Source organism: Flavobacteriales bacterium (assembly GCA_016704485.1).
Lineage (GTDB): Bacteria > Bacteroidota > Bacteroidia > Flavobacteriales_F > PHOS-HE28 > PHOS-HE28.
Window position 1 is genome coordinate 1,489,656 of record JADJAA010000001.1, and the last position, 26,306, is coordinate 1,515,961.

The window sequence follows — 26,306 nt, forward strand, 5'->3', positions numbered from 1 at the left end:
AAACAAAATAAGATGAAGAACGCAGAAGAACTGAAAGAGTCCGTTCGCCGAACATACGCGGACATCGCTTCTCAAAGCAAAGAAGCCAACGCTGCTTCGTGTTGTGGTGCTGGTGGTTGCAGTACCGAAGTCTACAACATCATGACCGATGATTACACCGGTCTGCAAGGTCATGCACCCGATGCGGACCTGGGACTTGGTTGCGGTCTGCCTACGGAGACGGCAGGGATCAAACCGGGACATACGGTACTGGACCTTGGCAGTGGTGCAGGTAACGATGCATTCGTTGCACGCGCAGCTGTCGGCCCGGATGGTCGAGTGATCGGTGTGGACTTTACACCAGAGATGATCGCAAAGGCCAAGGCAAATGCGATCAAGCTTGGTTACGATAACGTTGAGTTCCGTCAAGGGGACATTGAACAGCTACCCTTGTCAAGCAACATGGTGGATGTTGTTGTAAGCAACTGCGTATTGAACCTTGTGCCCGATAAGCAAAAAGCGTTCAGCGAAATGTTCCGTGTCCTGAAGACAGACGGACACTTCAGTGTTTCCGACATTGTGCTTACACGAGAGTTGCCTCAGGAACTGCGCCAAGCGGCAGAGCTTTATGCAGGCTGTGTTACGGGAGCGATCCAGCAGGACCAATACATGAAGATGATCGTAGATGCAGGATTCGAGAACGTGAACGTCGTGAAGAGCAAGCCGATCATCATTCCTGACGATATCCTCGAACGCTACTTATCCGCACCTGCAATTGCCGAAGTGAAAAAGGATGGTCTCGGTATAGTAAGCATAACCGTAACCGGAACACGAACGAAAGATGCTGCGTGTTGCGTGGTGAACGAGGACAAGACCGCAAAAGTCAACGTCGCGACGGGTGAGGATTGTGGCTGTGGCCCTCAAAGTACGTGCTGTTGATCAACTGGGAGCGATCGGGAAAACGTTTTGACTACTGAGATCTTCGCTCTTCGTGAATTGGGGGCTCCACCCTGACCAGTGCTTTATCTAACTGAGCATTTCTGTACCCTTCTTTGGTCTAGTGGTCTATTGTAGGATCGGACATGGTTTTGCGTCAAGTATTCGTTAAGCTCAGTTTCAATCGGGAATACGTGAACTTGACCACGTTCGCGAGCGGTTAAGCCGATCGATCCATATAAGGTTCTGAACAGCCCTGTGTTGGTTTTCAGAAAAAGGATCTATCTTCGCACCCCATTTCCGGGGCCCTATCCCATAAAAAACCACTATAGCCGTGGCATCTACAACCTACACCACCAGCATGGCCAACGCGGCCACGGTAACGCCTGAATGGCTTATCGTTGATGCTGAAAATGAGACACTTGGACGCTTCGCAAGCAGAGTAGCAATGCTCGTTCGCGGTAAGCACAAGACCACCTTCACACCGCACGTTAATTGTGGTGATCACGTGATCGTGATCAATGCCGATAAGATCCGTCTTACCGGTAAGAAGATGGCAGACAAGGAATATCAACGCTATAGCCTACATCCAGGAGGACAGACCCGTGAGCCGGCCAAGAACCTGATGGCACGTAAGCCAGAGGCTATGATGGAGATCGCCGTTCGCGGTATGCTCCCGAAGAACCGTCTTGGCCGTCGTTTGTTCAGTAACCTCCACGTTGTGGTAGGGCCTGACCATAAGCACGAAGCACAGAAGCCCCGTAAGATCGACCTGAATACCATTAAGTAATATGGAACCAGTACTTAGCCTTGGCCGTCGTAAGACTTCGGTGGCCCGCATCACCCTCACAGAAGGGAACGGTGCAATTACCGTGAATGGTCGTGAAAGCAGCGATTATTTCCCGATAACCATGCAGCAATTCAAACTGCAGCAACCATTCAAACTAACGGATACCGTTGGGAAGTATGATATCACCGTCCGTGTGGATGGTGGTGGAATTACCGGCCAAGTGGATGCCGTGCGTTTGGGTATCGCTCGCGCATTGGTGAAAGTCGATGCCGACCACAAACCGAAATTGAAAGCCGAAGATCTGATGACACGTAACCCACGCGAAGTGGAGCGTAAGAAATTCGGTCGCAAGAAAGCGCGTAAGCGTTTCCAATTCAGCAAGCGTTAAGGTCCCACGCTTGTTCAGGATCCAATCCCGCTGGACTCATCCGCCTTTTGGTGGACGGCTACCAGCGGGATGCCTGTTACAGGGAACAAGGAATGTGAACAATTAAGAAGAACTGAATGGCCCGTATTGAATTCAACCAACTGCTTGAAGCAGGCGTACACTTCGGACACCTACGTCGTAAGTGGAATCCGAACATGGCTCCTTACATCTTCGCCGAGAAGAAAGGGATCCACATCATTGACCTGAACAAGACAGCTGCAAAGCTTGAGGAAGCCACCAACGCCATGCGTAGCATTGCTAAAAGTGGTAAGAAGATCCTGTTCGTTGCTACCAAGAAGCAAGCGAAGGATATCGTTGCTGAAAAGGTAAAAGCCATCGATATGCCCTACGTTACGGAGCGTTGGAGCGGTGGTATGTTGACCAACTTCGGTACGATCCGTCGCACGATCAAGAAGATGGCCACCATCGATCGTATGCGTACGGACGGAACATTTGAGAACATGAGCAAGCGCGAACGTCTCCAAGTGAGCCGCCAGCGTGATAAGATGGAGAAGAACCTTGGTTCCATCACCGATCTTACCCGTTTGCCTAGCGCATTGTTCATCGTTGACATCATTAAGGAACACATTGCTGTTGCTGAAGCGCGCAAATTGGGTATCCCAACGTTCGCAATGGTTGATACCAATAGCGATCCATCCTTGATCGATTTCCCGATCCCGGCCAACGATGATGCCACAAAGAGCATCGAATTGGTAATGAACGAGATGATCAAAGCGATCCAGGAAGGTCTCGAAGAGCGGAAGAACGATAAGAACGCCGTTGCCGATGATTCCGATGACGAGGGTGAAGAGGATGGAGCACCAAAAGCAAGAGTGCTACGTCCACGTAAGGAAGCCGCACCAAAAGGAGCTGGACCAAAAGCCGAAAAACTTGAGCCTGCCGTAGCCGCTGCAGAAACAACAGAAGAGCCGAAAGCTGAAGTGCTTGAGGCACCAAAGGCTGTGACTGCGGACGTTGTTGCCGGTGAAAAAGCCGCTGATAGCGACGTTGAATAATTGATCGTTGATAGTTCCGACCTGAACGGCTGTTCTGTTCAACGTTCGGACGAACAACTAAACTTGAAACAAAATGACCACAATGGCTATTACTGCTGCCGATGTGAATAAGCTACGCCAGTCGACCGGGGCTGGTATGATGGATTGCAAAAAGGCGCTTATGGAGGCCAATGGCGACTTCGATGCCGCTGTGGATGTTCTCCGCAAGCAAGGCCAGAAAGTTGCAGCCAAACGTGCCGATCGTGACGCGAGCGAAGGCTTGGTGATCGCAACGACTACCGCCGATAACACGCAAGGTGCGTTGGTGTGTATCAATTGCGAAACCGATTTCGTTGCGAAGAACGCGGACTTTGCTGGAATGGCAGAGGCTATGGCGAAGATCGCATTGGAGAATGGGCTCGATACCATTGAGGCCTTGAAAGCAGCCAAATTCGATGGCAAATTGACCGTAGCTGAAAAGTTGATCGAACAGACCGGTGTGATCGGCGAGAAGATCGACATCAGTGCTTGCTCAATCGTTAAAGCTCCCTACGTTTATGCTTACAATCACCCTGGTAACAAGGTGGCAAGTATCGTTGGGTTGAATAAGGCCGGTTTTGAGAACGCAGCGAAGGACGTTGCTATGCAGATCGCGGCTATGGGCCCTATCGCGTTGGATAAGAGCAGTACCCCGCAAAGTGTGATCGACAAGGAATTGGAGATCGGCAAGGAACTCGCTATCCAAGAGGGAAAACCAGCTGAAATGGCTGAAAAGATCGCACAGGGTCGCCTCAACAAATTCTTCAAGGAAAGCACCTTGCTCGCACAGGAATTCATCAAGGACAATAAGATGAACGTAGAGCAATACCTCCAGTCGCAGGACAAGGAACTTACCGCTACGGCCTTCAAGCGTCACTCGTTGACCGTGTGATCGCCATGAACGACTAATTGAAGAACGGCTCCTTTTACAGGGGCCGTTTTTTTGTGCCATTTTTAATTCAGTTCTGTCCAGCACGCTTACATTTCGCCTCACAAATCCTGATCATGGCCAATAAATACAAACGCATCCTCCTGAAACTTTCTGGTGAAAGCCTTATGGGTGATCAGGCTTATGGGATCGACAGCGCACGCCTGCGGTCGTATGCCAAGGAGATCAAGGCAATTGCCGATCAAGGGGTCCAAGTGGCCATTGTTATCGGTGGCGGGAACATCTACCGCGGCATGCAGGCCGAAGGAAGCGGGATCGATCGTGTGCAAGGAGACCACATGGGGATGTTGGCCACGATGATCAATAGCCTCGCCTTGCAAAGCGCGTTGGAAGAACAAGGGTATAAGACCCGCTTGATGAGCGCTATAAAAATGGAGCAGATCGCTGAGCCGTTCATTCGGCGCCGGGCTGTGCGCCATTTGGAAAAGGGACGGATCGTGATCTTCGGAGCGGGTACAGGCAATCCCTATTTTACAACGGATACCGCTGCCAGCTTACGTGCCATCGAAATAGAAGCCAATGTGATCCTCAAAGGGACGCGCGTGGATGGTATTTACACTGCGGATCCTGAAAAGGACAAGACCGCCACCAAGTACGAGCGTATTTCGTTTGACGAGGTTTATTCCAAGGGCCTGAACGTGATGGATCTCACCGCATTCACGCTGTGCAAGGAGAATGATCTACCCATCATCGTGTTCGATATGAACAAACCCGGAAATCTCGGCAGATTGGTCGCAGGTGAAAAAGTGGGGACCTTGGTTGAGCTTTAATTCCATTTCACTAGCGCTGCTTTTTAGCCGTTCCACTTGGACTGCCTAATTTCGCGCTCCATTCCTATTCCTGATGATCGATACAGCTACAGCTATCCAACAGTGCGAACAACACATGAAGAGTGCCGTTGAGCACTTGGATAATGAATTGACGAAGATCCGTGCTGGTGCCGCCAACCCTATGATGCTCGAAGGTGTTCGCGTGGATTACTATGGCCAAATGGTGCCCTTGTCACAGGTCTCTGCGGTCAATAGTGGCGATGCGCGTACACTGTTCGTGAAGCCGTGGGAGAAGAACATGATCGATCCGATCGAAAAGGCCATCATCGGTGCCAACCTCGGTTTCAATCCGAGCAACAATGGTGAAAGTGTGATCATCCACGTACCCATGCTTACCGAGGATCGCCGTAAAGCGTTGGTGAAGAACGCACATGCTGAAGGTGAACATGCCAAAGTAGGCATCCGCAGTAGCCGACAGAAAGCCATGGATGCGATCAAACAAGCCAAGAAGGATGGTCTTCCGGAGGATGAAGCCAAAAGCCTCGATGGCGAAGTCGAAAAATTGACCGGGGTCTACAACAAGAAAGTAGACGCACTGATCGAGGCGAAGGAGAAGGATATCATGAAGGTGTGAGGTGCGTTCGGAGACGAACGATCACGCCCAAACAGGGCTCCCTTCACTACAATTCTTGCACATTTCAATGCTGCTGCGCGAATGCAACAGCTGGCGACGGAAATCGTTGTAGGCATCACTGTGCCAAAGCTCCTTGAAACTATGGGTGTTCAGGTCGCCTAGTACGTGGTGCGCGTCCTTGTCGAAACAACAGGGAACTACGCGACCATCCCACGTAACAACACAACTGTGCCACATTTTCCAGCACTCATCATCGAGCTTGTTCTTCACTTCCCAAATGCCATTGGCGCTGCGTTTATAGCGCGCATATTTATCCTGCGTTGGGATCAACGGATGATCATCTTTCGGGTCGTAGATCTGGGCTGTTTTCAACCAGAGGTCATCCACACCGATCTTCTTCGCTAACGCACGCGCTTCACCGATCTGGTGCTCATTCGGTTTTACGACCAGGAATTGGAAAACGATGTGGGGCGTCAAGCTCTTCAACTTTTTCTTCCACTTCACAACGCGTTCTGCGCCTTCGATCACCTTGGCCAATTCGCCTTCTTTGCGGTAGGCCGAATACGTTTCCTGGTCCGTACCATCCAACGAAATGATCAGCCGCGATAAACCACTGCGCACAGTTGCCTCCGCTTTTTCTTCCGTAAGAAAATGCGCGTTGGTGCTGGTATTCGTGTACAACCCTTTGCTGTTCGCGATCCCCACCATATCCAAGAAATTCGGATTGATGTACGGCTCGCCTTGAAAGTAGAACGTCAGCGCCCACAGGTCTGGACCCAGTTCATCCATGACGCGTTGGAAGAGGTCCGTCTTCAGATTTCCCGTAGGCCGCGTGAATGAACGCAACCCACTTGGGCATTCCGGGCAACGCAGATTACACGCCGTAGTAGGCTCAAAGCTTATGCTGAACGGCATGCCGCCAATATGTGGTTCCTTGCTCCGCTTGGCACGCTGGTAGCTCGTCCACAAGGATGCCGCATTCCGCAAACGGCGGGGCGTGGTCTTTCTGGACCACTCGATAGCATCACGGGTTGCGCTGAACATTGGGGTTGCAAAGGTACCTAGGTGCGGGTTAGTGATGTGAGCTACCTGGGAGGACCTAGCCACGAATCGAAAGAGAAATGGGTTTTGCTCGCGCTGCAAGAATTAACTGTTTTGGCCCGAAAGACTAAAAGTACGGAAAACAAAGATCGGTGTGATTACATTCTTTTTTCAACTTTATCATCGCAGCTCTTGTTTAACTATTATCACATTACAGTGACTCAGATAAACAGAAATCAGTACGTCTCCCTGAGCTAGGCTAGGCAGCATTCCCGCAACTCATGCGGTCCTTGAGCAAGCGCGATAGAACAGGTCGATGCTACTTGACGCTTGAATCGTAAAGAAGACTTTTTGACCGGATCAATAACTTGGTCATTAGGAATGCACAAACGAATGCTTTTTAGTTCTAGATACAACGGAAAGTGCATTGCCAATTGGGCAGTGTGCTTTCTGTTGACCCTAGTTCCTCTTTTTGCAAATGCGCAAAATTTAGTGCCAAACCCCAGTTTTGAGTTGCATGATACGTGCCCAGAAATATTTGGCTTTACAAGTAAGCCTTTGTATTGGAACCGTTGGGACCAAAGCCCAGACTATTTTCATGCATGCGCGGGAAACCTTGGTGGAATTGATACGTTATTGGATGTTCCTTGGAATGGCTTTACATGGCAATATGCCTATGACGGTGACGGTTATGTAGGCAGTGGTTGTTTCTTGGTGGACGATTTCCATGAATTGGTAGGCGCAGAGTTAATTCAACCTCTGGTAGTTGGGCAAACCTACTATGCTAGTTTCTATACTAACCTAGCCACGGAAGGTAGCTACTGGGAAGCACGTTGGGCCTGTAACAATCAAGGGTTGCTTTTTACGATGAATGAACACATCTGGCAATTAACAACTGGTGCCGGACCGGAGTTTGTCGTTAGGAACTATGCGCATGTGAACAACACAACAGTTATCACGGATACGATGAATTGGACGCTGGTAAGTGGGAGTTTTATTGCAGATAGTGCGTATAGGTATGTTGTGATCGGCAACTTTTTTGCTGATGCATTCACCGATACCGTCCATCTTTCGGCTAACCCGTCTATAGCGGCGTACTACTTGTTCGATGCTGTTTGTGTTTCTTCCGACCCTAATGGTTGTCCTATGGCCACAAGTATATTGGACTATAATAATGTCACGCAACACGTTTATGTGGATCAGGCATCAGGACAACTTGTTATTGGTGGAATTCAAGCAAATAGTGCGTATGGACTGTTCGATATGTCCGGCAGGTTGTTCAATCAAGGAGAGGTAAATTCAGGAATGATCAGTATTGCGGACCTCCCACTAGGAGTCTATACGCTTGTCATTAAATTGAACAATGGTGAAAGCATTCGTGAGAAATTCGTTTACATGCATTGATCTGGTATAAGAACAAAACACGAAAATGAGAACCAAAATTACCGGATGTGTGATACTTCTCGTCACATCTAACTTTTGCACTGCTCAGTTCTGGAACACGGCAGGTAACTTAATAAATACCCCGGTCCAATACTTAGGCTGTAACATCAACAGTACCCAGCCGTTGCGCTTTACAACTATGGCAAACTTTCCGCACGAATGGCGCACTAGTAACATTCTACGTATGCGGCTTACCCCTACTTTGGTCAATCAGAACTGGGGATGGTACCAGACCGGTAATCTGGATTTTAGCGGGCACTTGGGCATTGGTAGTCCGGCCCCGAATCCCCCGTTGACATACTTGCATATATACAGTGGCTTCACTGGTGTTACACCGGGATATAGACCTTGGATGCGTGTAGGAACCTATGCTACACAGGATTCTGATGGTTTATACATTGGCATGCGACCAATTAATGGTCTAACGCACTCGATCCTTAGTTGGTCTGATGATTTCACTGCAAATCAAGGTCAAGGCCCGGATCCGATGTGTTTTGTATTCACTAGTCAGCCGGACAATACGACCGTTGCGAATACTTTTGCTGGTTTAGAAATTGCAAGAATGCTCCCAGCAGCTAACGGCAATGAAGGGTATTTAGGCATAGGCGATTACTTCACAGCAGGTTTGAACCCAACGCAACGGTTGGATGTTTTGGATGGTTTTGCGCGCATCCGCCAACTCCCTACAGACCCAATAAGTACTTCTACAGACATGGTCGTAGTTCGGGCTGATGGGGTTTTAGAACATAGGCCAATGCCAACGACAGGCCTTGCAGATTGTGATTGGTCGACAGATCCTGGCCCTCAGAATAACGTTTCCACGGCTTTCGGTGCTGTGGATCCGAATTGTCCCGATGCGAACGATGCGGTCGGTATCGGTTTGAATCTTGGCGGAGCACTAGCAACGTCCAAAATGACCATCGCTTCCACGAACTTTGCTCGTGGATTGGATGTTACTGCTTCCAATGCGAATGGCTTCGTTATCGGTGGTCGTTTCAGTGCTCTAGGTACTTCCAATAGTGGCACCAGAGGTATACAGGTGTTTTCGAATGGTGCTGGAGCCGGTGCCGTGGGTCGGGCAGCTGATTTCATTTCGAATGACAATTCCTTCTATACGAACGGAGTTCACGCTGAAACCTTTGGCGGTACTTTTCAAGCCGCCGCTGTATATGGTTGGTGTCACTCAACTGCAACAAACAATATTGGGTTGTACGGCAGGGTTGATGCAACAACAGCCACTAGTTGGGCAGGGTATTTTCAGGGCAATGTGCATGTTCAAGGCAATATAACGGCGTCCGGGACAGTAACATGGTCTGACGAAAGTATCAAGACTGATGTGCAAGAAATTACTGATCCTATGGAAATAATTCGGCAGTTAAGGCCCACTACGTACCAGTTCTTAACCGATCAGAACCCTTACATGAACTTGCCGCTGGGTTTGCAACGTGGTTTTATTGCACAAGAGGTAGAGAATGTGATGCCTGATGTGGTCCATGATATTCATATCGCACCTGTGCTGGATCAAGAAACGAATGAAGTCATGGCAGATGCGCAGGTTATTAAAGGGATCAACTACACTGCAATAATCCCCGTTGTCGTTGCTGGAATGCAGGAGCAAGACGCTAAAGTCGCCGTGCTAGAAGCCCAACTCGCCGAAGCTCAAACCACCAACGCCACACTGAATGATCAGGTTCAGCACCTTACGGATCGTCTGGATGCCATGGACCAGAATATTGCAAGCTGCTGCGCTATACATTCTGACCAGCGGAGTACTAGTGGAGAAGAATTGATCGATGAAAAACTGAATGGAGCGAACGACCGCTTGCTTCATATTGCACCGAATCCATTCGAAACGCAAACGACCATTTACTACCAATTGGAACAAGGTGGTCGGATGCAACTCATGGCCAACAGCGCTGATGGTAAACAATTGCGCGTGCTGCATGAAGCAAACATGGAGCAAGGCAGTTACCAGTTCAATTGGAACACCGCTGACCTTGCGCTAGGAATTTACTATGTTACACTGCTGTTGGATGGTAAGCCAATAACGAAGAAAGCCGTTAAAATGATGTGATCGAAGATCATTGGATCTCCGTGAATGGCGAGTAGGCGCATGAAAGCATATCATGCGAACTACTCGCCATCTTCGTTAGGCCGCGCACGTTTTTGGCGAATTAGAATGAATTAAACCACCATCTGTTACTTTTCGCCGCAACGCGCCGTCCTACACAAGACCCCTCTGAACCATGCTCCGGAGCTTCTTCTTTCTTGCCACGTTGCTTTGCGCGAATTCGTTCGCGTATGCGCAGACCGTGCTACAAGGTCGCGTGGTGGATGACAGAACGTTGGAGCCGCTCGCATTCGTGCATATTGCGGTGGTGGGTGCGCAGCAAGGTGCACAGTCGGATATTGATGGGCTGTTCTCGATCAGCGTATCCAGGATGCCGGTAACGCTGCGTACGAGCTATGTTGGATATGCTAGTTCAGAGCCGATGTTCGGTTCATCGGATTTTCAGATCATCAAACTTCAGCAGATCACCGCTGAGCTGGCCGAGGTCCTGATCCTGCCAACGGAGAACCCAGCGCACCGGATCATTCAACAAGTGTACAAGAACCGTAAGATCAACGACGGTATGCGCTTCCGCAGTTACCGCTACACGAGCTATAGCAAAACGGTTTTCACCGGTTTACGGGACAGCTCCGAAATTGCTGAGCCCGATACTGTAAAAGAACCAGAACCTGAAGCGAGTGCGGTACCGGATACATTGAAGATCGATATGACCAAGTTCTATAATGAACAGCATCTCGCGGTGATCGAAAGCGCTACGAAAAAGACATTCGAGCCACCGGCAAAGGAACGCGAAGAGGTGTTGGCCATGCGCGTAAGTGGTTTGAAGGACCCTTCGCTGCTAGCACTTGCCGCGTCAACGAAGTCATTCTCCGTGTACGATGATCAGATCGCGTTCAATGACAAAACGTACTTGGGCCCGATCGGTCCATCAAGCACAAACCACTACCTATTCGTGATCGAGGATACGTTGTACCAAGGCGTTGACAGTGTGTACGTGATCAGCTACCGTCCGCGAAGTGGAAAAAAATTCGAAGGGTTGAAGGGTGTGCTCTACGTGAATACGGATGGCTATGCCTTGCAGAACGTGATCGCTGAACCTGTTGAGCGGAGCGGTGCTGCGAGCATCAAACTGCAACAGCATCATGAAAAGATCGATGGCCTCGCATGGTTCCCCGTGCAATTGAATACATCACTTTATTTCGATGGCCTGAAGTTGAATGGGGCGAACGTTGTCGGTATCGGTAAAACCTACCTGAAGGATATTGAAGTGGATGCGGATGTGCAGCGCAAAGAGCTTCGCGGACCGGAATTCGAGATGGACCGTTTGGCAACGCGCAGGGATGATAGCTATTGGGATGCACTTCGGAATGACTCCCTGGATGCGAAGGAATTGCGCACCTACCAAGTGATGGATAGTATGGGCGATGAAGTGGGTCTTGATCGCAAATTGAAGTGGCTCAGCTATGCGCTTTCCGGTAAGATCCCAATAGGCCCCGTTGATCTGCGGCTAAATGAACTTATGGCGTTGAACGGATACGAAGGTTACCGTATCGGACCCAGTCTTGCGACCAATGATCGGCTTACACGGTATGCATCGTTGGGTGGATATGTCGCTTATGGTTTCAAGGATAAGTACTGGAAATATGGTGGGGATCTCACCATCAAACCGAAGCCGGGTAGGGACCTGGAATTGAAGCTTACCTACAAAAGCGATGTTGCTGAAAGCGGTGGGGTGGAGTTCAACGGAACGCCAAGGTCATTCACGAGTGAAAGCTACCGGTTCTTCTACATGAATCGCATGGACCGTATTGAACAAATGCGGGCAGAACTGCTGGTACGCGTAAGTAGCTCGTTGAAATTCTGGTTTGGCACGGAGCGCTCCGATCGAACGAACGTTATCGGTTACCAATTCGCACAGCCCATTGCGGATGATCTAACACTCTTGACCGATCGGTTCGTAACGGGCGCGTTTACCATAGGCATGCGATTTGCGTACAGGGAACAACTGGCGCGCATGCCGGATCGGCAGATCACGCTGGGCTCCAAATGGCCGGTTCTCTTCGTGAATGCGTTCAAGTCCTTCGATGGCCTGTATGATGGAACCGTTGAAACGTGGCGCTTGAACGCGATGGTGGAAAAGAAATTCAGGGTGCGGATGCTCGGTGCATTATCCGTTCAGGTGATCGGTGGAGTTGCAGATGATAAGGCCCCATATCCGTTCTTGTTCAATATGCGCGGAACGTGGAGCGGAACAGTGCCCATCGCAGCCGCCAATGCCTTCCAGACCATGCATCCGAACGAATTTTTGGCCGATCGCTATGGTGCGGTACATCTGCGTCATTCATTCGGAAAATTACTGTACAAGGGCAAAGGGAAATTCCAACCGGAACCCACATTGGTGGCCAGTGCGGCGTGGGGGGAACTGCAACACCCGGAGTTCCATAAAGGATATGCCATAAAAGGGCTGGGTGAAGGGTTCTACGAGGCCGGTCTTCAACTGGATGGCATCCTGAAATTTGACGTGATCCGCTTTGGTGCAGGTGCCTACTATCGCATGGGGTCCAATGCGTTTGGGTATGTAAAGGACGACCTTGCGGTAAAATTGACCCTTGGGATAGGACTTTGATAGGGTTTCCTTCCGGTAGATATCGTTTCTTTGTGCCTATGGCCTGCGGAGCAAATACCGGGGCGCTATTATTCCCCAATGTGGGCTTGGCTCTCTAGCAGAATACTTCGGAACCGGACAGGGATCCTCCTTGGGTTGGCCATTATAACGGCATTTTTTGCCTATGAGGCCACCACGGTTGAATTCAGTTACAAGTTCGGCGGGCTATTGCCAAAGAATGATAGCGCATATGTTCACTATGAAGAATTGCTGGAGAAATTCTCCGAAGATGGAAATGTGATCGTCCTTGGCGTAAAGGATCCGGCGCTTTATCAGGTCGAGAATTTTCGGGCATGGTATGATCTGGGAAGGGACCTTACGAAACAGGATGGGGTTGATTCTGTTTTTTCGGAGGCTAATATTTTCGAGCTGGTCCGTAGTGACAGTTTGAAACGATTCAATTTGAAACCGATCTTTTCTCGCCCGCCGGCGGATCAAGCCGAGTTGGACAGTGTATTGCGCAAGGTGCGTTCGTTGCCGTTCTATGAGAATTCGTTGTACAACCCAGAGTCAGGTGCCAGCTTGATGATGGTTTTCGTGAACTCGAAGCGATTCAACAGTAACGATCGTGGCGATATGGTCGAACTTATCGAAGCACGCGTAAAAAAGTTCGAGGGGGAACGATTCAAAGTTTATCGCAGTGGACTGCCGTTCATCCGTACGGTGGTGACTGCGCGGACGAAGAGCGAAATGGGCATGTTCGTTGCGCTCATGGTGGTGGTGGTCTCTACATTGATACTCTTGTTCTTCAAGAGTTGGCGCGTAATGTTGATCTGCCTGTTGGTGGTGAGCGTTGGTGTTATCTGGGCCATGGGCACCATCGGGTTGTTCGGTTATAAACTAACATCCGTGATGGCGATCATTCCGCCGCTCGTGATCGTGATCGGAATACCCAATTGCATATTCCTGATCAATAAATATCACTACGAATATGCTAAGCACCACAACAAGGTGAAGGCACTTTCCAGGGTCATATACCGTGTTGGCAAAGCATCATTCACCACCAACGCAACTACTGCTGTCGGCTTCGCAACATTCGCACTGACCTATAGCGATGTGTTGAAACAATTCGGTGTTATTGCGTCATTGAACATCATGGCCGTGTTCGTGCTCAGCATTCTTATTGTCCCGATCATCTTCAGCTTTCAGGATGAACCGAAGGATAGGCACCTTGCGCATTTGGACCGGATGTGGGTGGATAAGCTTACGAATTCAGTGATCGATATTGTTCAGTACAAAAGGCCGTGGGTGTATTCGGTAACGCTATTGATCTTGGTGGTTGGCCTTATTGGCGTGCAACGCCTTAAGAATGAAAGTCGGGTGGTGGACGACCTGCCCGTTGATGATCCGGTCATGCAGGACCTGCGCTTCTTTGAACAGGAATTCAAGGGGATCATGCCGCTGGAGATCATGGTGGATACGCGGAAGAATGGTGGCGCCTTGCGCGAGGCTTCGTTAAAACGGATCTCGCAGCTGCAGGATACAATGGCCAAGTATCCGGAATTCTCTCGCTCACTTTCAATTGCCGACGCTGTGAAATTCATACGTCAGTCATTCTACAGTGGTGAACCATCGCGTTATGGTTTGATCAAGTCCAGTGAAAAGAGCTTTATCCTTCCGTACTTGGAAGGTGCGCAGGACAAAGGAGGAATGGCACGTGCCTTCCTTGATGATGAGCGACGCACGACGCGCATTTCTCTTCAAATGGCAGATGTTGGCACTGCGCGCATGGATGGTATCGTTGCCAAACTGCGCACTCAGGTGGATTCCATTTTCGACCCGTCCAAGTATAGAGTGGTGCTTACCGGTGCGAGCGTGATCTTTCTGGAAGGGAGCAAGTACATGGTGAAGAACCTGATCATATCGTTGATCTGGGCCGTGATCATCATCAGTGCGTTGATGGCGTTGCTCTTCAATTCCGCGCGCATGGTCGTGGTCTCACTTGTGCCGAATTTGATCCCGATGATCACCACCGCCGGGTTGATGGGTTATCTGGATGTTCCGATCAAGCCTAGTACCATCCTCGTGTTCAGTATTGCGTTCGGTATTGCGGTCGATGATGCGATCCACTACCTCTCGAAGTATCGTCAGGAATTGAATTTGAACGGTGGGAAGATCCGGATATCAGTGATCGAGGCACTGCGTGAAGCAGGGGTGAGCATGTTGTACACCTCAATTGTACTTTTCTGCGGATTCGGCCTGTTCGTCTTCTCTGATTTCGGAGGCACTCAAGCCCTGGGGTTATTGGTGTCATTCACATTGTTGGTGGCCATGCTCACTAATTTGTTGATCCTGCCCTCGCTTCTATTGAGCTTCGAGAAAGTAATGACCACCAAAGCATTCCGTGAGCCCTTGCTTATTATTCTGGATGAGGAGAGTGATATCGACCTTGATGAATTGCGGATAGAAGGTGGAACGCATTTGGACGTTGTTGATCGATCAGGAACTAAAGAAGAATGAAAGGTATTATTCTAGCAGGTGGATCCGGCACACGGTTACACCCGTTGACATTGGCAGTGAGTAAACAGCTGATGCCCGTGTACGACAAGCCGATGATCTATTATCCGCTCAGCACGCTTATGGCTGCTGGTATCAGAGAGATCTTGATCATCAGCACGCCGCACGACCTTCCGAATTTCAAGAAATTACTCGGTGATGGTCGGTCGCTTGGCTGCGATTTCTCATATGCTGAACAGAAGATACCGAATGGACTTGCGCAAGCATTCGTGATCGGTAAGGAGCACATTGGATCTGATAGTGCAGCACTGATCCTTGGTGATAATATTTTTTATGGATCGGGCCTTGGTCGCAAGCTTAGCGCGAACATTGATCCGGACGGTGGTCTCGTTTTCGCATATCATGTAAGCGATCCCGAACGGTATGGCGTTGTTGAATTCGATGCGGACAATAAGGCGTTGAGCATTGAAGAGAAACCGGCCAGACCGAAAAGCAACTACGCTGTTCCAGGACTTTATTTCTATGATAACGAGGTGTTGACCATTGCCCGTGATCTGAAACCCAGCGCACGTGGTGAATATGAGATCACCGATGTGAACAAGGAGTATCTCAAGCGGGGTAAATTGAAAGTGGAGATCCTTGATCGGGGCACCGCATGGTTGGATACCGGTACGTTCGCTTCACTTACACAAGCTGGTCAATTCGTACAAGTGATCGAGGAGCGACAGGGCTTGAGGATCGGTTGCATTGAAGAGGTTGCGTTCAAGAAAGGCTTTATCGATGCAACTGCTTTGGAGGCTCTCGCTCAACCGTTGTTGAAAAGCGGCTACGGGGAGTATCTCATGAAGATGCTCGAGAAGTGATGGAGAAACATCGCGCGTTGGTCGAGGAGCATATCGCCAGGTGGACGGGTTCTTTACCCGATGATCCGCTTTACGCGCCCATGGCTTACCTCGTGAAGTTGCCTGCTAAACGGGTTCGACCACTATTAACGCTGATGGCTTGCGAGATGTTCGGCGGAAGATCAGAGGATGTGTTGAACGAAGCGGTAGCCATCGAGCTCTTTCACAATTTCACGTTGATGCATGATGATATCATGGACCGGTCCCGGTTACGAAGGGGCATGGCCACGGTACATGAAAAATGGAATGCCAATACAGCAATACTCAGCGGTGATGCGCTGCTGGTAAAGGCCTACCAGCTCATGGGCCTGGATCCAGCGGTCCTTACCATCTTCAATCGGTACGCACTTGAGGTGTGTGAAGGGCAACAGAAGGACATGTCCTTCGAGACCCGCTCGCATGTATCGTTGAATGAATACCGCGAGATGATACGGCTGAAGACCGCCGTGTTGCTGGCAGGTGCGTTGAAGATAGGAGCCTGTAAGGCCGGCGCATCGGTGGAGGACCAGGAACGGATCGGTCTGTTCGGTGAAAGTTTGGGATCGGCGTTCCAGTTACGCGATGATCTTTTGGATGCCTTCGGCGATCAGGCCACTTTAGGGAAACAGATCGGCGGTGATCTACGGGCAGGAAAGAAGACATGGTTGCTTATTCGCGGATCGGAAGTGTCCGTGGAGAAAGCGGACACAACGCTTGAGGAGGAACTGGCCAAGACCAGCGCTGCGCGTAACGTGGAAAAGATGATCGATACGCTAAAAGCACTTGGCGTTCATCAAGAAGCTGAAGCCGAAATAGAACGGCTGGAAGCACTTGCGCGAAGACAACTCAATGCCATCAGCGTTCCGGAAGCCCAAAAAACCGCGCTCCGCGAAATGGTTGCCAAATTGCAGGCTCGGGTGGCTTGAATTGATCTATTCCGCACTACAGGATCACCCGATCCTGTAGTGCGGAATCGTATCATTTGTTAAGCAGGATCGTTCGGCGTTCACATGCACCCGAAACTCCATCGTGCAATTCCAATACATAAGCTCCCGACCGCAAATTCTCAGGGATTACGACCGTAACCCGGTCCGTTGTATTCAACAGCGCTTTGGTCATCACAGTACGGCCTTGAAGATCGATCAACGCCATTTGCCAATTTCCAGTGGAAACTAAGGATCCCGATACTACGAACGTGCCTGCCGTCGGGTTCGGGAAAACATCGAATGATCGGCCACTATTCATCGATACCGCTGTAGAAATGCAGAACGGGTCGGTGTCAGGCAACAGTGTTACGGTCACCGTGCCGGAAGTAATGCATCCGTTGGGGCTGGTAACAGTATACGTGTAATCGCCATCATCATCCATCGCAGGGTCGAACATGCCGTTGCTCGCCCCGCCAGGTCCGGTCCATACGCCTCCTACGGCTGGTGTACCCAATAGGGAATCGATCAATGCAAAGGCCAGCGTGTTGGAACATGCCATTGCTGTGCCATCCAACCCTGCTCCACTACCAACGCTGAACTGATATGTGAAGATCTGCACACCGGGTATAGGACACGTATTGTCAGCTGCCGTTATGGTGAACGGATAGAGACCGGAACTCAGACCTTGGGCATTTCCACAAATGGTCGCGCTGATCGGATTGACCCCGGTAACCGTGAAGGTCGCCCCAGGTAGCACTTGTCCGATATTGCTGACCAATTGGATGCTATCACTCGCGTCGGGGTCATCAATGATCGTTGTGAAACAGAAATCACCTGAAGTGCAGGCATCCACTGCTCTTGGAGCGGTCTGTTGGCAAGCACCAGTGGTGCCGCTGATCGTACCCGAAGTCGGCGAAGGTGGATTGCTGCTACAAGCAAAGACCACGAACTGAAGATCGCGCATTACACTACCGATCCAGGTCCCATCGATGTCATACTCGTCCACTTGCACGACTGCGATGAAGCTGCCGGTCAATGTCGGTGTAAAGCTTATCTGTCCATTGGCCGTATCAATGACCATTCCTAGGATGGGTTCAACTCCCGTATTCGGGGCCTCATAGTCGATCGATACAGCTTGGTTACCATCGAAATAACGTGCATCTATCAAATGAAAACTGCGGCTTGCTGCACTACCACCAACAGCGCCAATATCATATAGGAATGGCTGGTCCACACAGGTGTAAGGCACGTTGACGTCCGTATAGGATGAAGAGCTCCCACAAGGAGATATCACATTGTTCAACTTTGCTTCAAAATAGAGACCTGGTGTTCCCACAACATTGAATGCCTCAGCACGGCAGCAGATATACCAGCTGATGGTCCAATCAGCACAAGGTGCCAAATAAACCGTTGTTCTATAACGATAGCGTTCGTAGCCGTTCAATGTGCCACCGTTACATGTACTGTTGGATGCGCTGGCATCACACAGCAATGCAACTTCGGTCACATCCAGGACAGCAAGTGGAAAATCCGTGGTTCCTACGGTGAAGGTCGTACCACAATCACTCTCAAAATGAAGGGATTGGCCGGTCATTGGCGTGCCGCTGCAATCACGATAGATCGATAGTGTCACTTCGTACAAGTTGTCACCGATGCATTCATAAGTGATCGATCCACCAGGAAGGTGTTCGGCCTTTACGATTGCAGCAGATAAAAGGAGGCAAGTAGCGAGTACAAGTTGTTTCATGAACGGTGTAGTTTGCGTAAATGGGCCACCAATATACAGGAATTGCGATCAAAGACGACGGAGGCGATCCATCGCCATTTTCGTTCGAAGTGCCAGTATGTGGTATTATCGATCAAGAAGGTTGATCAATGCTTCCTTTAATGTTGGGAATTCAAATGCAAGATCCGTTGCCATCAAGCGCGTATTCGATGCCCGACTGCCTTCCAAAAGAACAGATGATGATTCACCCAATATCGCCTTCAAGAGGAGGGAGGGTATGCGAGGAAGAAAATAGGCCTTGCCCAATACCTGAGCTATGGTCCGCATAAGATCCGCATTGGTCACATCGAACCCGGTATTCACATTGTAGGCACCTTCCATATCCTCTTGTAAGATCGCTTGCTGGTAGATCCTTACGAGATCATTGATGTGGATCCAGGGCACCCATTGTTCGCCACTTCCCAACGGTGACCCAAGACCCCATCGCACTGGTACTGCGAGTTTCTGCAAAGCCCCACCATTCGGAGATAGAACGATCGGTGTGCGCAATTTCACTACGCGGCAATGGCTGGCCCACTCGTCCACGGCCTCTTCCCAAGCAACACTGATCCGCGCTATGGTGTCCGGTCCCGGCGGATCGGTTTCAGAGTAGATATGATCGGATGTTTCTGCACCGTAATAATTGATGCCCGCGGCACTCACAAAGCTCTTGATCACTGTGCCGCTGGATCGCACCTTTTCCAAAAGAAGGCGTGCCGAGGCACAGCGACTATCGATCAGAATTTTTATGCGTGCATCGGTCCAGCGTTGGTCCGCGATCCCGGCACCTGCCAAGTGCACAATGTGTTCAACATTTTCCAGCGCACGCTCATCCAACGTACCCTGTTCAATGTTCCAAGCGTATGCATTTACGCCGTCATGAAAACCTGCAGTACGACTTAAATGGCGCACTGTATGCCCGGCTTCACGTAACGTTCTGGTAAGTGCGGTTCCGATCATCCCGCTTCCTCCGGTAATCAGGATCGTGGACATATGCCTTTGAATTGTCTAACCATACTTATGATCGAACGCAAGCATTTCATGCAGATCGGATCAGCGATCCAGTATAACTGAAGTATTGATCGTCGTGCCGTTCGTAAGGTCCGTCAACTTCAATGAATAGGTGCCGTTCGCTATGATCGTGGTCAAGGAAAGTACCGCTCCATCGGAAGTTAATGCCACGGTACGTTCCAGCACCTTTCTACCCTGTAGATCGAACAGTGACAACTGCCAATTTCCATTAGTGCCAAGCGTTCCGGTAATGATGATCCGATCATTCGTTGGATTTGGATGAACGCGGATCGTGGGTTGTTCCAACTCTTGTATTCCGATCGAACTACACAACGGGTCGTCGCTAGTAACGATGGTCAGCTGGTACGTATAGACCTGCAAACCCGGTATGGGGCAAGCGTTGTCCACCGCAGTGATCGTGAATGGGTGTATACCGATCGAAGTGCCATTCGCATTTCCACAGATCGTCGCGGTTACGGGGTTGGTACCCGAAATTTGGATCGTTGCACCCGGAATGACCTGGTCGATATTGGTCGTAAGTGAGATCACGTCACTCGCCGTTGGGTCATTGATCCCGGTTGTCAGACAGAACTCTCCATTGCTACAGATCGATAGTGAACGCTCTCCCGTCTGCTCACAATCACCAGTGATCGATGCGATGGTACCGGAATGCGGATCCGGAGGTGCATTGGTGCAAGCAACAACAACGAACGGTAGATCGCGCATCACGCTGCCTATCCAGATATCACTGCTGTCGTATTCATCCACTTGAATTACGGTCACGATATTTCCAATGTTCGTCGGCGTAAAACTGATCTCACCGCTTGCCGCATCGATCGTCATCCCGACTATTGGTTCCCCGCCATAATTCGGGAAGGTATAGGTGACCAATGCCGGACTTCCGCCATAATACCGGGCATCGACCAAACTGAAATTACGCCTGAACGCGTTGTCATCCACAGCGCCAGCGTCATAAATAATGGGCTGGTTCACACACACGTTCGGTAAGCTCTGTTGCGTGAATTGTGATGAGCTATTGCACGGAGCTGGGACATTATTGAGCTTCGCTTCCATATACAGGCCGGGCGTTGCGCTCAGATTCAACGAGGCTGAACGGCAACAGATGTCCCAGCTGATCGTCCAGCCATCGCATGGCGTTAAAAAGAGAGTATCGATATACGTATAGACCAAGTACCCGCTCAATGGGCCACCGTTGCAATTGCTGTTCGCCATGCTCGCCGCACATAACTGCGAGGTTTCCATGGTCGCATCCGGCAACATATTGGCGCGCACGAAACTGATGCCGCAATCACTGTCATACCTCATTTCCTGAGGGATCATTGCCGTACCACTGCACTCCCTGAACAACGTCAGGTTGATCTCATACAATGAATTGCCGACGCATTTATAAGTGATTGAGCCGCCTGGTAAATGCTCCGCATAAAGAGCATTCGCGGTGAATAGCAGAAAAAGCACGATCGATGCTTGCTTCATGGTCGGTATACGGATTTACCCACGCAAGATAGGGTAACGTCATAAAGGTTCATTTCACTGATCTTAACGTGCGTTCGATCTGTTTTTCGTGATGACGCATGTGATGGTGCATGAACTTTACACTTTGGATCAGATCGAACTTGCCTACGATCGGATGTTTGAAAAGGTCATGTCCCACCTCGCTTTCAGGGATCGAAACATACGTTGAACGCATCGCGTTACGCACAGCTGCCCAGCGTTCCATGGCCACGGAACACGAGGTTGAAGGAACTGTTGCCACCACGGCAGGAGCGTTGTATTTGAACGGAAGGTAGAGGGCTGCCCGAAGCGCTGCCATGCGCCACCTTGCGGAGAAAGGAACTGGTCCGTGAGCGCCTAGATCACGCTTCTTCAGGAGATATGCTAACGCACCTTCCTCAGCGATCGCCAAATGGGTGATCACTTGAGCAACGCTCCATTTCCCGGGCGCTGGTTCGGCGGCAAGTGCGGTTTCGGAAAGCGGATCAAGACGTGCGTACAGTGCAAGTCTGTCACGCTCCATACCGTCGAATAATTGTAGCAGCGCAGCACTTCGCGACATGGTCAACGACCCCACTTCAGGTGGGCAACGAATTAAGGTGAGTAGTCAGTCTACCTGGCCCTTTCCAGATTCTTCAGGTCTTCTTCAATGAAACCTTCCTTCTTGCCATAGATGGCGGCATCATCATTGAGGTACATCAGCTCACCTGTGCCCGCGTTGAATACGCGCTTGAAGGTATGCTTGTTCTTATAGTCACCGGTCAGGACAACATCGCTGATCACAACACTTTTATCAGCGCTTTGTACGGCGCTCATCAATTGCGCTAGGTCCATCAACTGGGCGGGAGCCGTATAGAATTCCTTCACCTTTGCGGCATCCGGAATGGTCTTGTCCAAATGTTCTTTTGCCATCCAGAGTTCAGCTTCGCGCACAAAGCGTGTACGGCTGGAATAGATCCTATCCGCAGTGGTCTTATCCGTGATCTTGCCACTTTCAACTTGCTTCAAATAATCCTGCAAGTGCTTCACATAGAGGTTGATCAAAGACGATGTGCTCTTTTCCGCCATACCCTTTTCGTCGATCAGGATATACGCCAATTCCTGTTCAACCGGGAACGTGGTGAACGCATTGTCCTTCATCTCCAGCTTATCGTTCTTCTTCGCTTTCCAGCCCTGCATCAGCGTTAAGAACGTACCCTCGAACTTCACGGGATCCACTTTCGATGTTTTTACCAAATACAACTTGTCCTCGGCAATGGGCGCGGTCGTTATCGCATCGATGTTGACGAACTCAATGTTCTCATTGAATTTCCAATTGCTCTTCATTGCGTTCATGATCGCCTTGTTGTAAGGCGTGTCGGTGGCATCGAGCACCACCAGAACGGTTTCGCTTTTCGCTGCTTTTACAGAGGCGGCATTGAACGTGCCATATTGAGCGGTGGCCGTTACGGAAACAAGTAGAGCTAGTGCAGTAAGCGTTCTGATTTGCATGGTCGGTAGGATTCGGGTATGTTGGTTGGATCTCGATCAACATGAGCTATTGATCATTCAAGGATCCGGAGCGCGAAAATAGTGCCACACTTCTAATGCGGAAAGGTATGACCTTTGCGATCGTGGATAACAACTCGAATATTGAGATGCCGAGCAGGTCCGATGGTGACCTTCAACGGTACTTGGATCGTGGTGAAGTTCTGGCCTCCACGGTTACACAACTGCGCAAGGATCTCTCGCTTTCTGAACAGGAACTGCCCATGCCAGATGTGGGTGATGAAGCATTCGAAACACTTCGTAAGGATGTACTTCCGGTTTTGACAGCGCTGCAACAGAAAAATCAGCATGCCCTTCAGGTTGCCATGTATCGCGTGGATATTCCGGAGGCCCACCTAAAGCGGACCATGGCGGGTGGCGGGCTACATGCATTGGCCGGAGAGTGTGTGATCAGAGCATTGCAAAAGGTGCTTACCCGCTTGCGCTATGCGGGCAGATATTGACGCCGTCCCTTTTCGTTCAAGGGTTTATCCGTGGTATTTTTTACCAATAAGTTCCAAGGTTTCTTCGACAAAGCGATCGCCGGAACCCACGAAGACCAATTTACGTATAAACGCTTCGCGCCCGCACAAGTGGAAAAACTACCTTTGTACAGGATCCGCAGGACCTATTGAATGGACACCTATTCCTACCTCAGCAACGTCGACAGCGCTTGGCTGGACGAACAGTACCAACTTTACCAGAAGGACCCCGCTTCAGTTGATCGTACGTGGGCCCACTTTTTCGAGGGATTCGATCTGGCTCGTACCAAATTTCCGCAACTTCCCGATGGTGGCGCCAATGCGGGTGTAGTCGAAGGAAAAAAAGGAGATGTCGCCCATCTGCGCCGTGAGTTCAAAGTGCTGGAGTTGATCAATGCGCATCGCACGCGTGGCCATTTCTTTACCCATACCAACCCGGTCCGCGAACGGCGTAAATACACTCCCACGTTGGATCTGGTCAACTTTGGATTGAATGAGGATGACCTGGAAACAGTGTACCAAGCAGGAGATGAAGTAGGTCTTGGACCGGCTAAACTGAAGGATATCCTTGAGTTCCTCACGGTTACATATTGCAACAATATCGGTGTGGAATACCATTATATCCGCAAACCTGAACGTGTTGCTTGGCTTCAGGACCGAATGGAAAAGGTTCGCAATACGCCATCGTTCTCCATATCGGAGAAGAAGGAATTCCTTATGAAATTGGACCAGGCCGTGGTCTTTGAAAAATTTCTGGGTAAGAAGTTCCTTGGGCAAAAACGATTCAGCATTGAAGGCGTAGAAGTGCTGATCCCAGCGTTGGATTGGATCATTGAACACGGTGCTAGGGTCCACGACATTAAGGATATCGTGATCGGCATGGCACATCGCGGACGGCTCAACGTGCTCGCCAATACGCTCAATAAGACCTACGAAAGCATTTTTGCGGAATTCGAAGGCCGGGATTTTTCAGATGCATTGGTTGAAGGTGATGTGAAATACCACATGGGCTATAGTAGCTGCGTGATCACAGAGACCGGTAAAGGGGTGAAGCTTACACTAAGCCCGAACCCGAGTCACTTGGAAAGTGTTGGACCTGTGGCGCAAGGGATCGCACGAGCGATCATTGAACAGGACCATGCCTTCGATCACAAAAAAGTAGTGCCGGTGATCATTCATGGAGATGCAGCCATTGCGGGACAGGGCGTTGTGTACGAAGTTGTACAGATGGCCGGCCTGAAAGCCTATTCCACCGGTGGTACCGTGCATATAGTAACCAATAACCAAGTGGGCTTTACCACTAACTATATCGATGGCCGAACCAGTACGTACTGTACGGATGTGGCCAAGGTGACGCAATGTCCGATCTTCCATGTGAATGCGGATGATGTTGAAGCGGTCGCATACGTAATGGCCTTGGCCCTGGATTATCGACAACATTTCGGCGAGGATGTCTTTATCGATCTATTGGGTTATCGCCGCCATGGCCATAACGAAGGGGATGAACCGAAATTCACTCAACCCGTGTTGTACAAGGCCATCGCCAAGCACCCTGATCCGCGCGATATCTACAAGAAGAAATTGCTGGAAAGTGGTGCCATAGAAGCGGAACTTGCCAAGGAGATGGAAGATCATTTCCAAGCAATGCTGCAAGAACGCTTGGATGAGGCCAAACAGATCGAGAAAAGCCAGATCTCATCTTTTTTGGCGGACCGTTGGGAAGGGTTCGATCGACCAGATGCTTCTATTTTCAGAACAAGTCCGGAAACCGGCGTGGCCAAGAAGGTATTGTTGGAGATCAGTGCGAAACTGTCCCTTGTGCCAGAGGGTAAAAAGTTCTTCGCCAAAATGGAACGGATCCTGGGTGATCGTGCCAAAATGATCGAAGATGACCGACTGGATTGGGGAATGGCGGAGTTGTTGGCATATGGCTCATTGCTCGTTGAAGGACATCCGGTCCGGTTCACTGGGCAGGATGTGGAACGGGGTACGTTCAGCCACCGCCATGCCATCGTTAAAATGGCAGATAGCGACGAGGAGTTCATCCACCTCAAGCACCTGAAGAAAGATCAAGCATTATTACAGATCTATAACTCGTTGCTCAGCGAATATGCCGTGCTTGGTTTCGAATACGGTTATGGTTTCGTTACGCCGCAGACCCTAACGATCTGGGAAGCACAATTCGGTGATTTCGTGAATGGTGCACAGATCATTCTGGACCAATGGCTCTGTGCCGCAGAAGAGAAGTGGAAGACCATGAACGGCTTGGTACTGCTGCTGCCGCACGGGTATGAAGGCCAAGGTGCGGAGCATAGTTCTGCACGAATGGAACGCTTCCTGGGCAGCTGTGCCGATGGAAATATGTTGGTGGTGAACTGTACTACGCCTGCTAACTTCTTCCACGTATTACGTCGTCAATTGGCATTCGACTTCCGTCGTCCGCTAGTGGTGTTCACGCCAAAGAGCTTGTTGCGCCACCCGCGTTGCGTGAGTAAGCTGGAAGAACTCAGCACCGGCCGTTTCCAAGAGGTGTTCGATGATGCTACCGCTGATCCGAAGAAAGTTGAACGCGTGATCTTCTGCCAAGGAAAGATCTATTATGAACTGCTCGAGAAGAAAGAAGAGCTGAATGCCGACAATGTTGCGATCGTTCGTATTGAACAATTGCATCCGTTGCCGGAAGAGCAGCTAAGTGCGATCCTGAAAAAGTATGAACATGCAAAAAGCCATTATTGGGTGCAGGAAGAACCCGTGAATATGGGCGCATGGGGCTACCTTAAGTTGAATTGGTCCGCGGTGGAACTGCACTGTATCTCTCGATTCATCAGTGGCGCCTCCGCCACAGGAAGCGGCGTTCGCTGGGCTATTCAACAAAAAGCGATCGTGGAACAATCATTCCTGGACCTCGGTATCAGCAAAGCAACAACGACGTCCAAAAGAAAAGTGGTAGCGAACGGAAAGGCCAACGCGAAACCCGTACCGAAGAAAAAAAGTAAGGCGTGATCC

Annotated in this window: 21 protein-coding genes; 15 read left to right on the plus strand and 6 right to left on the minus strand. The window is 50.2% G+C overall.

The window, feature by feature from the left end; all coding sequences use genetic code 11:
• Positions 1–12 precede the first annotated feature (12 nt).
• The 7 genes from IPF95_06290 to frr all read left to right on the plus strand — a co-directional run bounded on the left by IPF95_06290 (position 13) and on the right by frr (position 5,519).
• On the plus strand, positions 13–918 hold the full coding sequence (locus tag IPF95_06290) for an arsenite methyltransferase (GenBank protein ID MBK6474304.1): 906 nt from the start codon (positions 13–15) through the stop codon (positions 916–918).
• A gap of 358 nt (positions 919–1,276) precedes the next feature.
• On the plus strand, positions 1,277–1,705 hold the full coding sequence (rplM, locus tag IPF95_06295) for a 50S ribosomal protein L13 (protein ID MBK6474305.1): 429 nt from the start codon (positions 1,277–1,279) through the stop codon (positions 1,703–1,705).
• Between the two features lies 1 nt (position 1,706).
• Complete coding sequence (gene rpsI, locus IPF95_06300) at positions 1,707–2,093, plus strand: 30S ribosomal protein S9 (protein MBK6474306.1); 387 nt, start codon at positions 1,707–1,709, stop codon at positions 2,091–2,093.
• A gap of 116 nt (positions 2,094–2,209) precedes the next feature.
• Positions 2,210–3,148 carry a 30S ribosomal protein S2 gene (rpsB, locus tag IPF95_06305; GenBank protein MBK6474307.1) on the plus strand — a complete coding sequence of 313 codons (939 nt, stop codon included), beginning with the start codon at positions 2,210–2,212 and terminating at the stop codon, positions 3,146–3,148.
• Positions 3,149–3,230: 82 nt separating this feature from the next.
• Entirely contained in the window at positions 3,231–4,058 is an 828-nt protein-coding gene (locus IPF95_06310) for an elongation factor Ts (protein ID MBK6474308.1), read from the plus strand.
• A 110-nt stretch (positions 4,059–4,168) separates the two neighbouring features.
• Complete coding sequence (locus IPF95_06315; protein ID MBK6474309.1) at positions 4,169–4,885, plus strand: UMP kinase; 717 nt, start codon at positions 4,169–4,171, stop codon at positions 4,883–4,885.
• Between the two features lie 73 nt (positions 4,886–4,958).
• On the plus strand, positions 4,959–5,519 hold the full coding sequence (frr, locus tag IPF95_06320; protein ID MBK6474310.1) for a ribosome recycling factor: 561 nt from the start codon (positions 4,959–4,961) through the stop codon (positions 5,517–5,519).
• Between the two features lie 21 nt (positions 5,520–5,540).
• On the opposite strand, the gene IPF95_06325 is transcribed toward frr, so the two are convergent.
• Positions 5,541–6,563 carry an SPASM domain-containing protein gene (locus IPF95_06325; GenBank protein MBK6474311.1) on the minus strand — a complete coding sequence of 341 codons (1,023 nt, stop codon included), beginning with the start codon at positions 6,561–6,563 and terminating at the stop codon, positions 5,541–5,543.
• A gap of 555 nt (positions 6,564–7,118) precedes the next feature.
• Here IPF95_06325 and IPF95_06330 point away from each other — a divergent pair.
• The 6 genes from IPF95_06330 (at position 7,119) to IPF95_06355 (ending at position 17,003) form a co-directional block, all read left to right on the plus strand.
• Entirely contained in the window at positions 7,119–7,964 is an 846-nt protein-coding gene (locus IPF95_06330; protein ID MBK6474312.1) for a T9SS type A sorting domain-containing protein, read from the plus strand.
• Positions 7,965–8,142: 178 nt separating this feature from the next.
• The gene (locus IPF95_06335) at positions 8,143–10,077 is read left to right on the plus strand and encodes a tail fiber domain-containing protein (GenBank protein ID MBK6474313.1); all 1,935 of its coding nucleotides are present in this window, start codon (positions 8,143–8,145) and stop codon (positions 10,075–10,077) included.
• Between the two features lie 172 nt (positions 10,078–10,249).
• Positions 10,250–12,700, plus strand: a complete 2,451-nt coding sequence (locus IPF95_06340) for a carboxypeptidase-like regulatory domain-containing protein (protein ID MBK6474314.1) — start codon at positions 10,250–10,252, stop codon at positions 12,698–12,700.
• 78 nt (positions 12,701–12,778) lie between these two features.
• Positions 12,779–15,199 carry an MMPL family transporter gene (locus tag IPF95_06345; GenBank protein MBK6474315.1) on the plus strand — a complete coding sequence of 807 codons (2,421 nt, stop codon included), beginning with the start codon at positions 12,779–12,781 and terminating at the stop codon, positions 15,197–15,199.
• Positions 15,196–16,059 (plus strand): glucose-1-phosphate thymidylyltransferase RfbA, encoded by an 864-nt coding sequence (gene rfbA, locus IPF95_06350; protein ID MBK6474316.1) that lies wholly within the window; start codon positions 15,196–15,198, stop codon positions 16,057–16,059. Before IPF95_06345 ends, rfbA begins: the two co-directional genes overlap by 4 nt.
• A complete protein-coding gene (locus IPF95_06355) occupies positions 16,059–17,003 on the plus strand; it encodes a polyprenyl synthetase family protein (GenBank protein MBK6474317.1) in 945 nt (314 codons plus the stop codon). The genes rfbA and IPF95_06355 overlap by 1 nt, the downstream gene beginning before the upstream one ends.
• A 52-nt stretch (positions 17,004–17,055) precedes the next feature.
• Here the strand turns inward: IPF95_06355 and IPF95_06360 are convergent, their stop codons facing one another.
• From IPF95_06360 to IPF95_06380, 5 genes are all read right to left on the minus strand, one after another.
• Entirely contained in the window at positions 17,056–18,750 is a 1,695-nt protein-coding gene (locus IPF95_06360) for a T9SS type A sorting domain-containing protein (protein ID MBK6474318.1), read from the minus strand.
• Positions 18,751–18,855: 105 nt separating this feature from the next.
• Positions 18,856–19,761, minus strand: coding sequence for a TIGR01777 family protein (locus IPF95_06365; protein MBK6474319.1), 906 nt, complete (start codon positions 19,759–19,761; stop codon positions 18,856–18,858).
• Positions 19,762–19,821: 60 nt separating this feature from the next.
• Positions 19,822–21,273 (minus strand): T9SS type A sorting domain-containing protein, encoded by a 1,452-nt coding sequence (locus IPF95_06370; GenBank protein ID MBK6474320.1) that lies wholly within the window; start codon positions 21,271–21,273, stop codon positions 19,822–19,824.
• A 49-nt stretch (positions 21,274–21,322) separates the two neighbouring features.
• Positions 21,323–21,853: a DinB family protein gene (locus IPF95_06375; GenBank protein ID MBK6474321.1), complete on the minus strand. Its 531-nt coding sequence runs from the start codon at positions 21,851–21,853 to the stop codon at positions 21,323–21,325.
• 50 nt (positions 21,854–21,903) lie between these two features.
• On the minus strand, positions 21,904–22,782 hold the full coding sequence (locus IPF95_06380) for a hypothetical protein (protein ID MBK6474322.1): 879 nt from the start codon (positions 22,780–22,782) through the stop codon (positions 21,904–21,906).
• Positions 22,783–22,889: 107 nt separating this feature from the next.
• On the opposite strand from IPF95_06380, the gene IPF95_06385 reads away from it, so the two are divergent.
• Both IPF95_06385 and IPF95_06390 read left to right on the plus strand, forming a co-directional pair.
• Positions 22,890–23,282 (plus strand): hypothetical protein, encoded by a 393-nt coding sequence (locus IPF95_06385; protein MBK6474323.1) that lies wholly within the window; start codon positions 22,890–22,892, stop codon positions 23,280–23,282.
• 171 nt (positions 23,283–23,453) lie between these two features.
• Positions 23,454–26,303, plus strand: a complete 2,850-nt coding sequence (locus IPF95_06390; GenBank protein ID MBK6474324.1) for a 2-oxoglutarate dehydrogenase E1 component — start codon at positions 23,454–23,456, stop codon at positions 26,301–26,303.
• Positions 26,304–26,306: the final 3 nt, after the last annotated feature.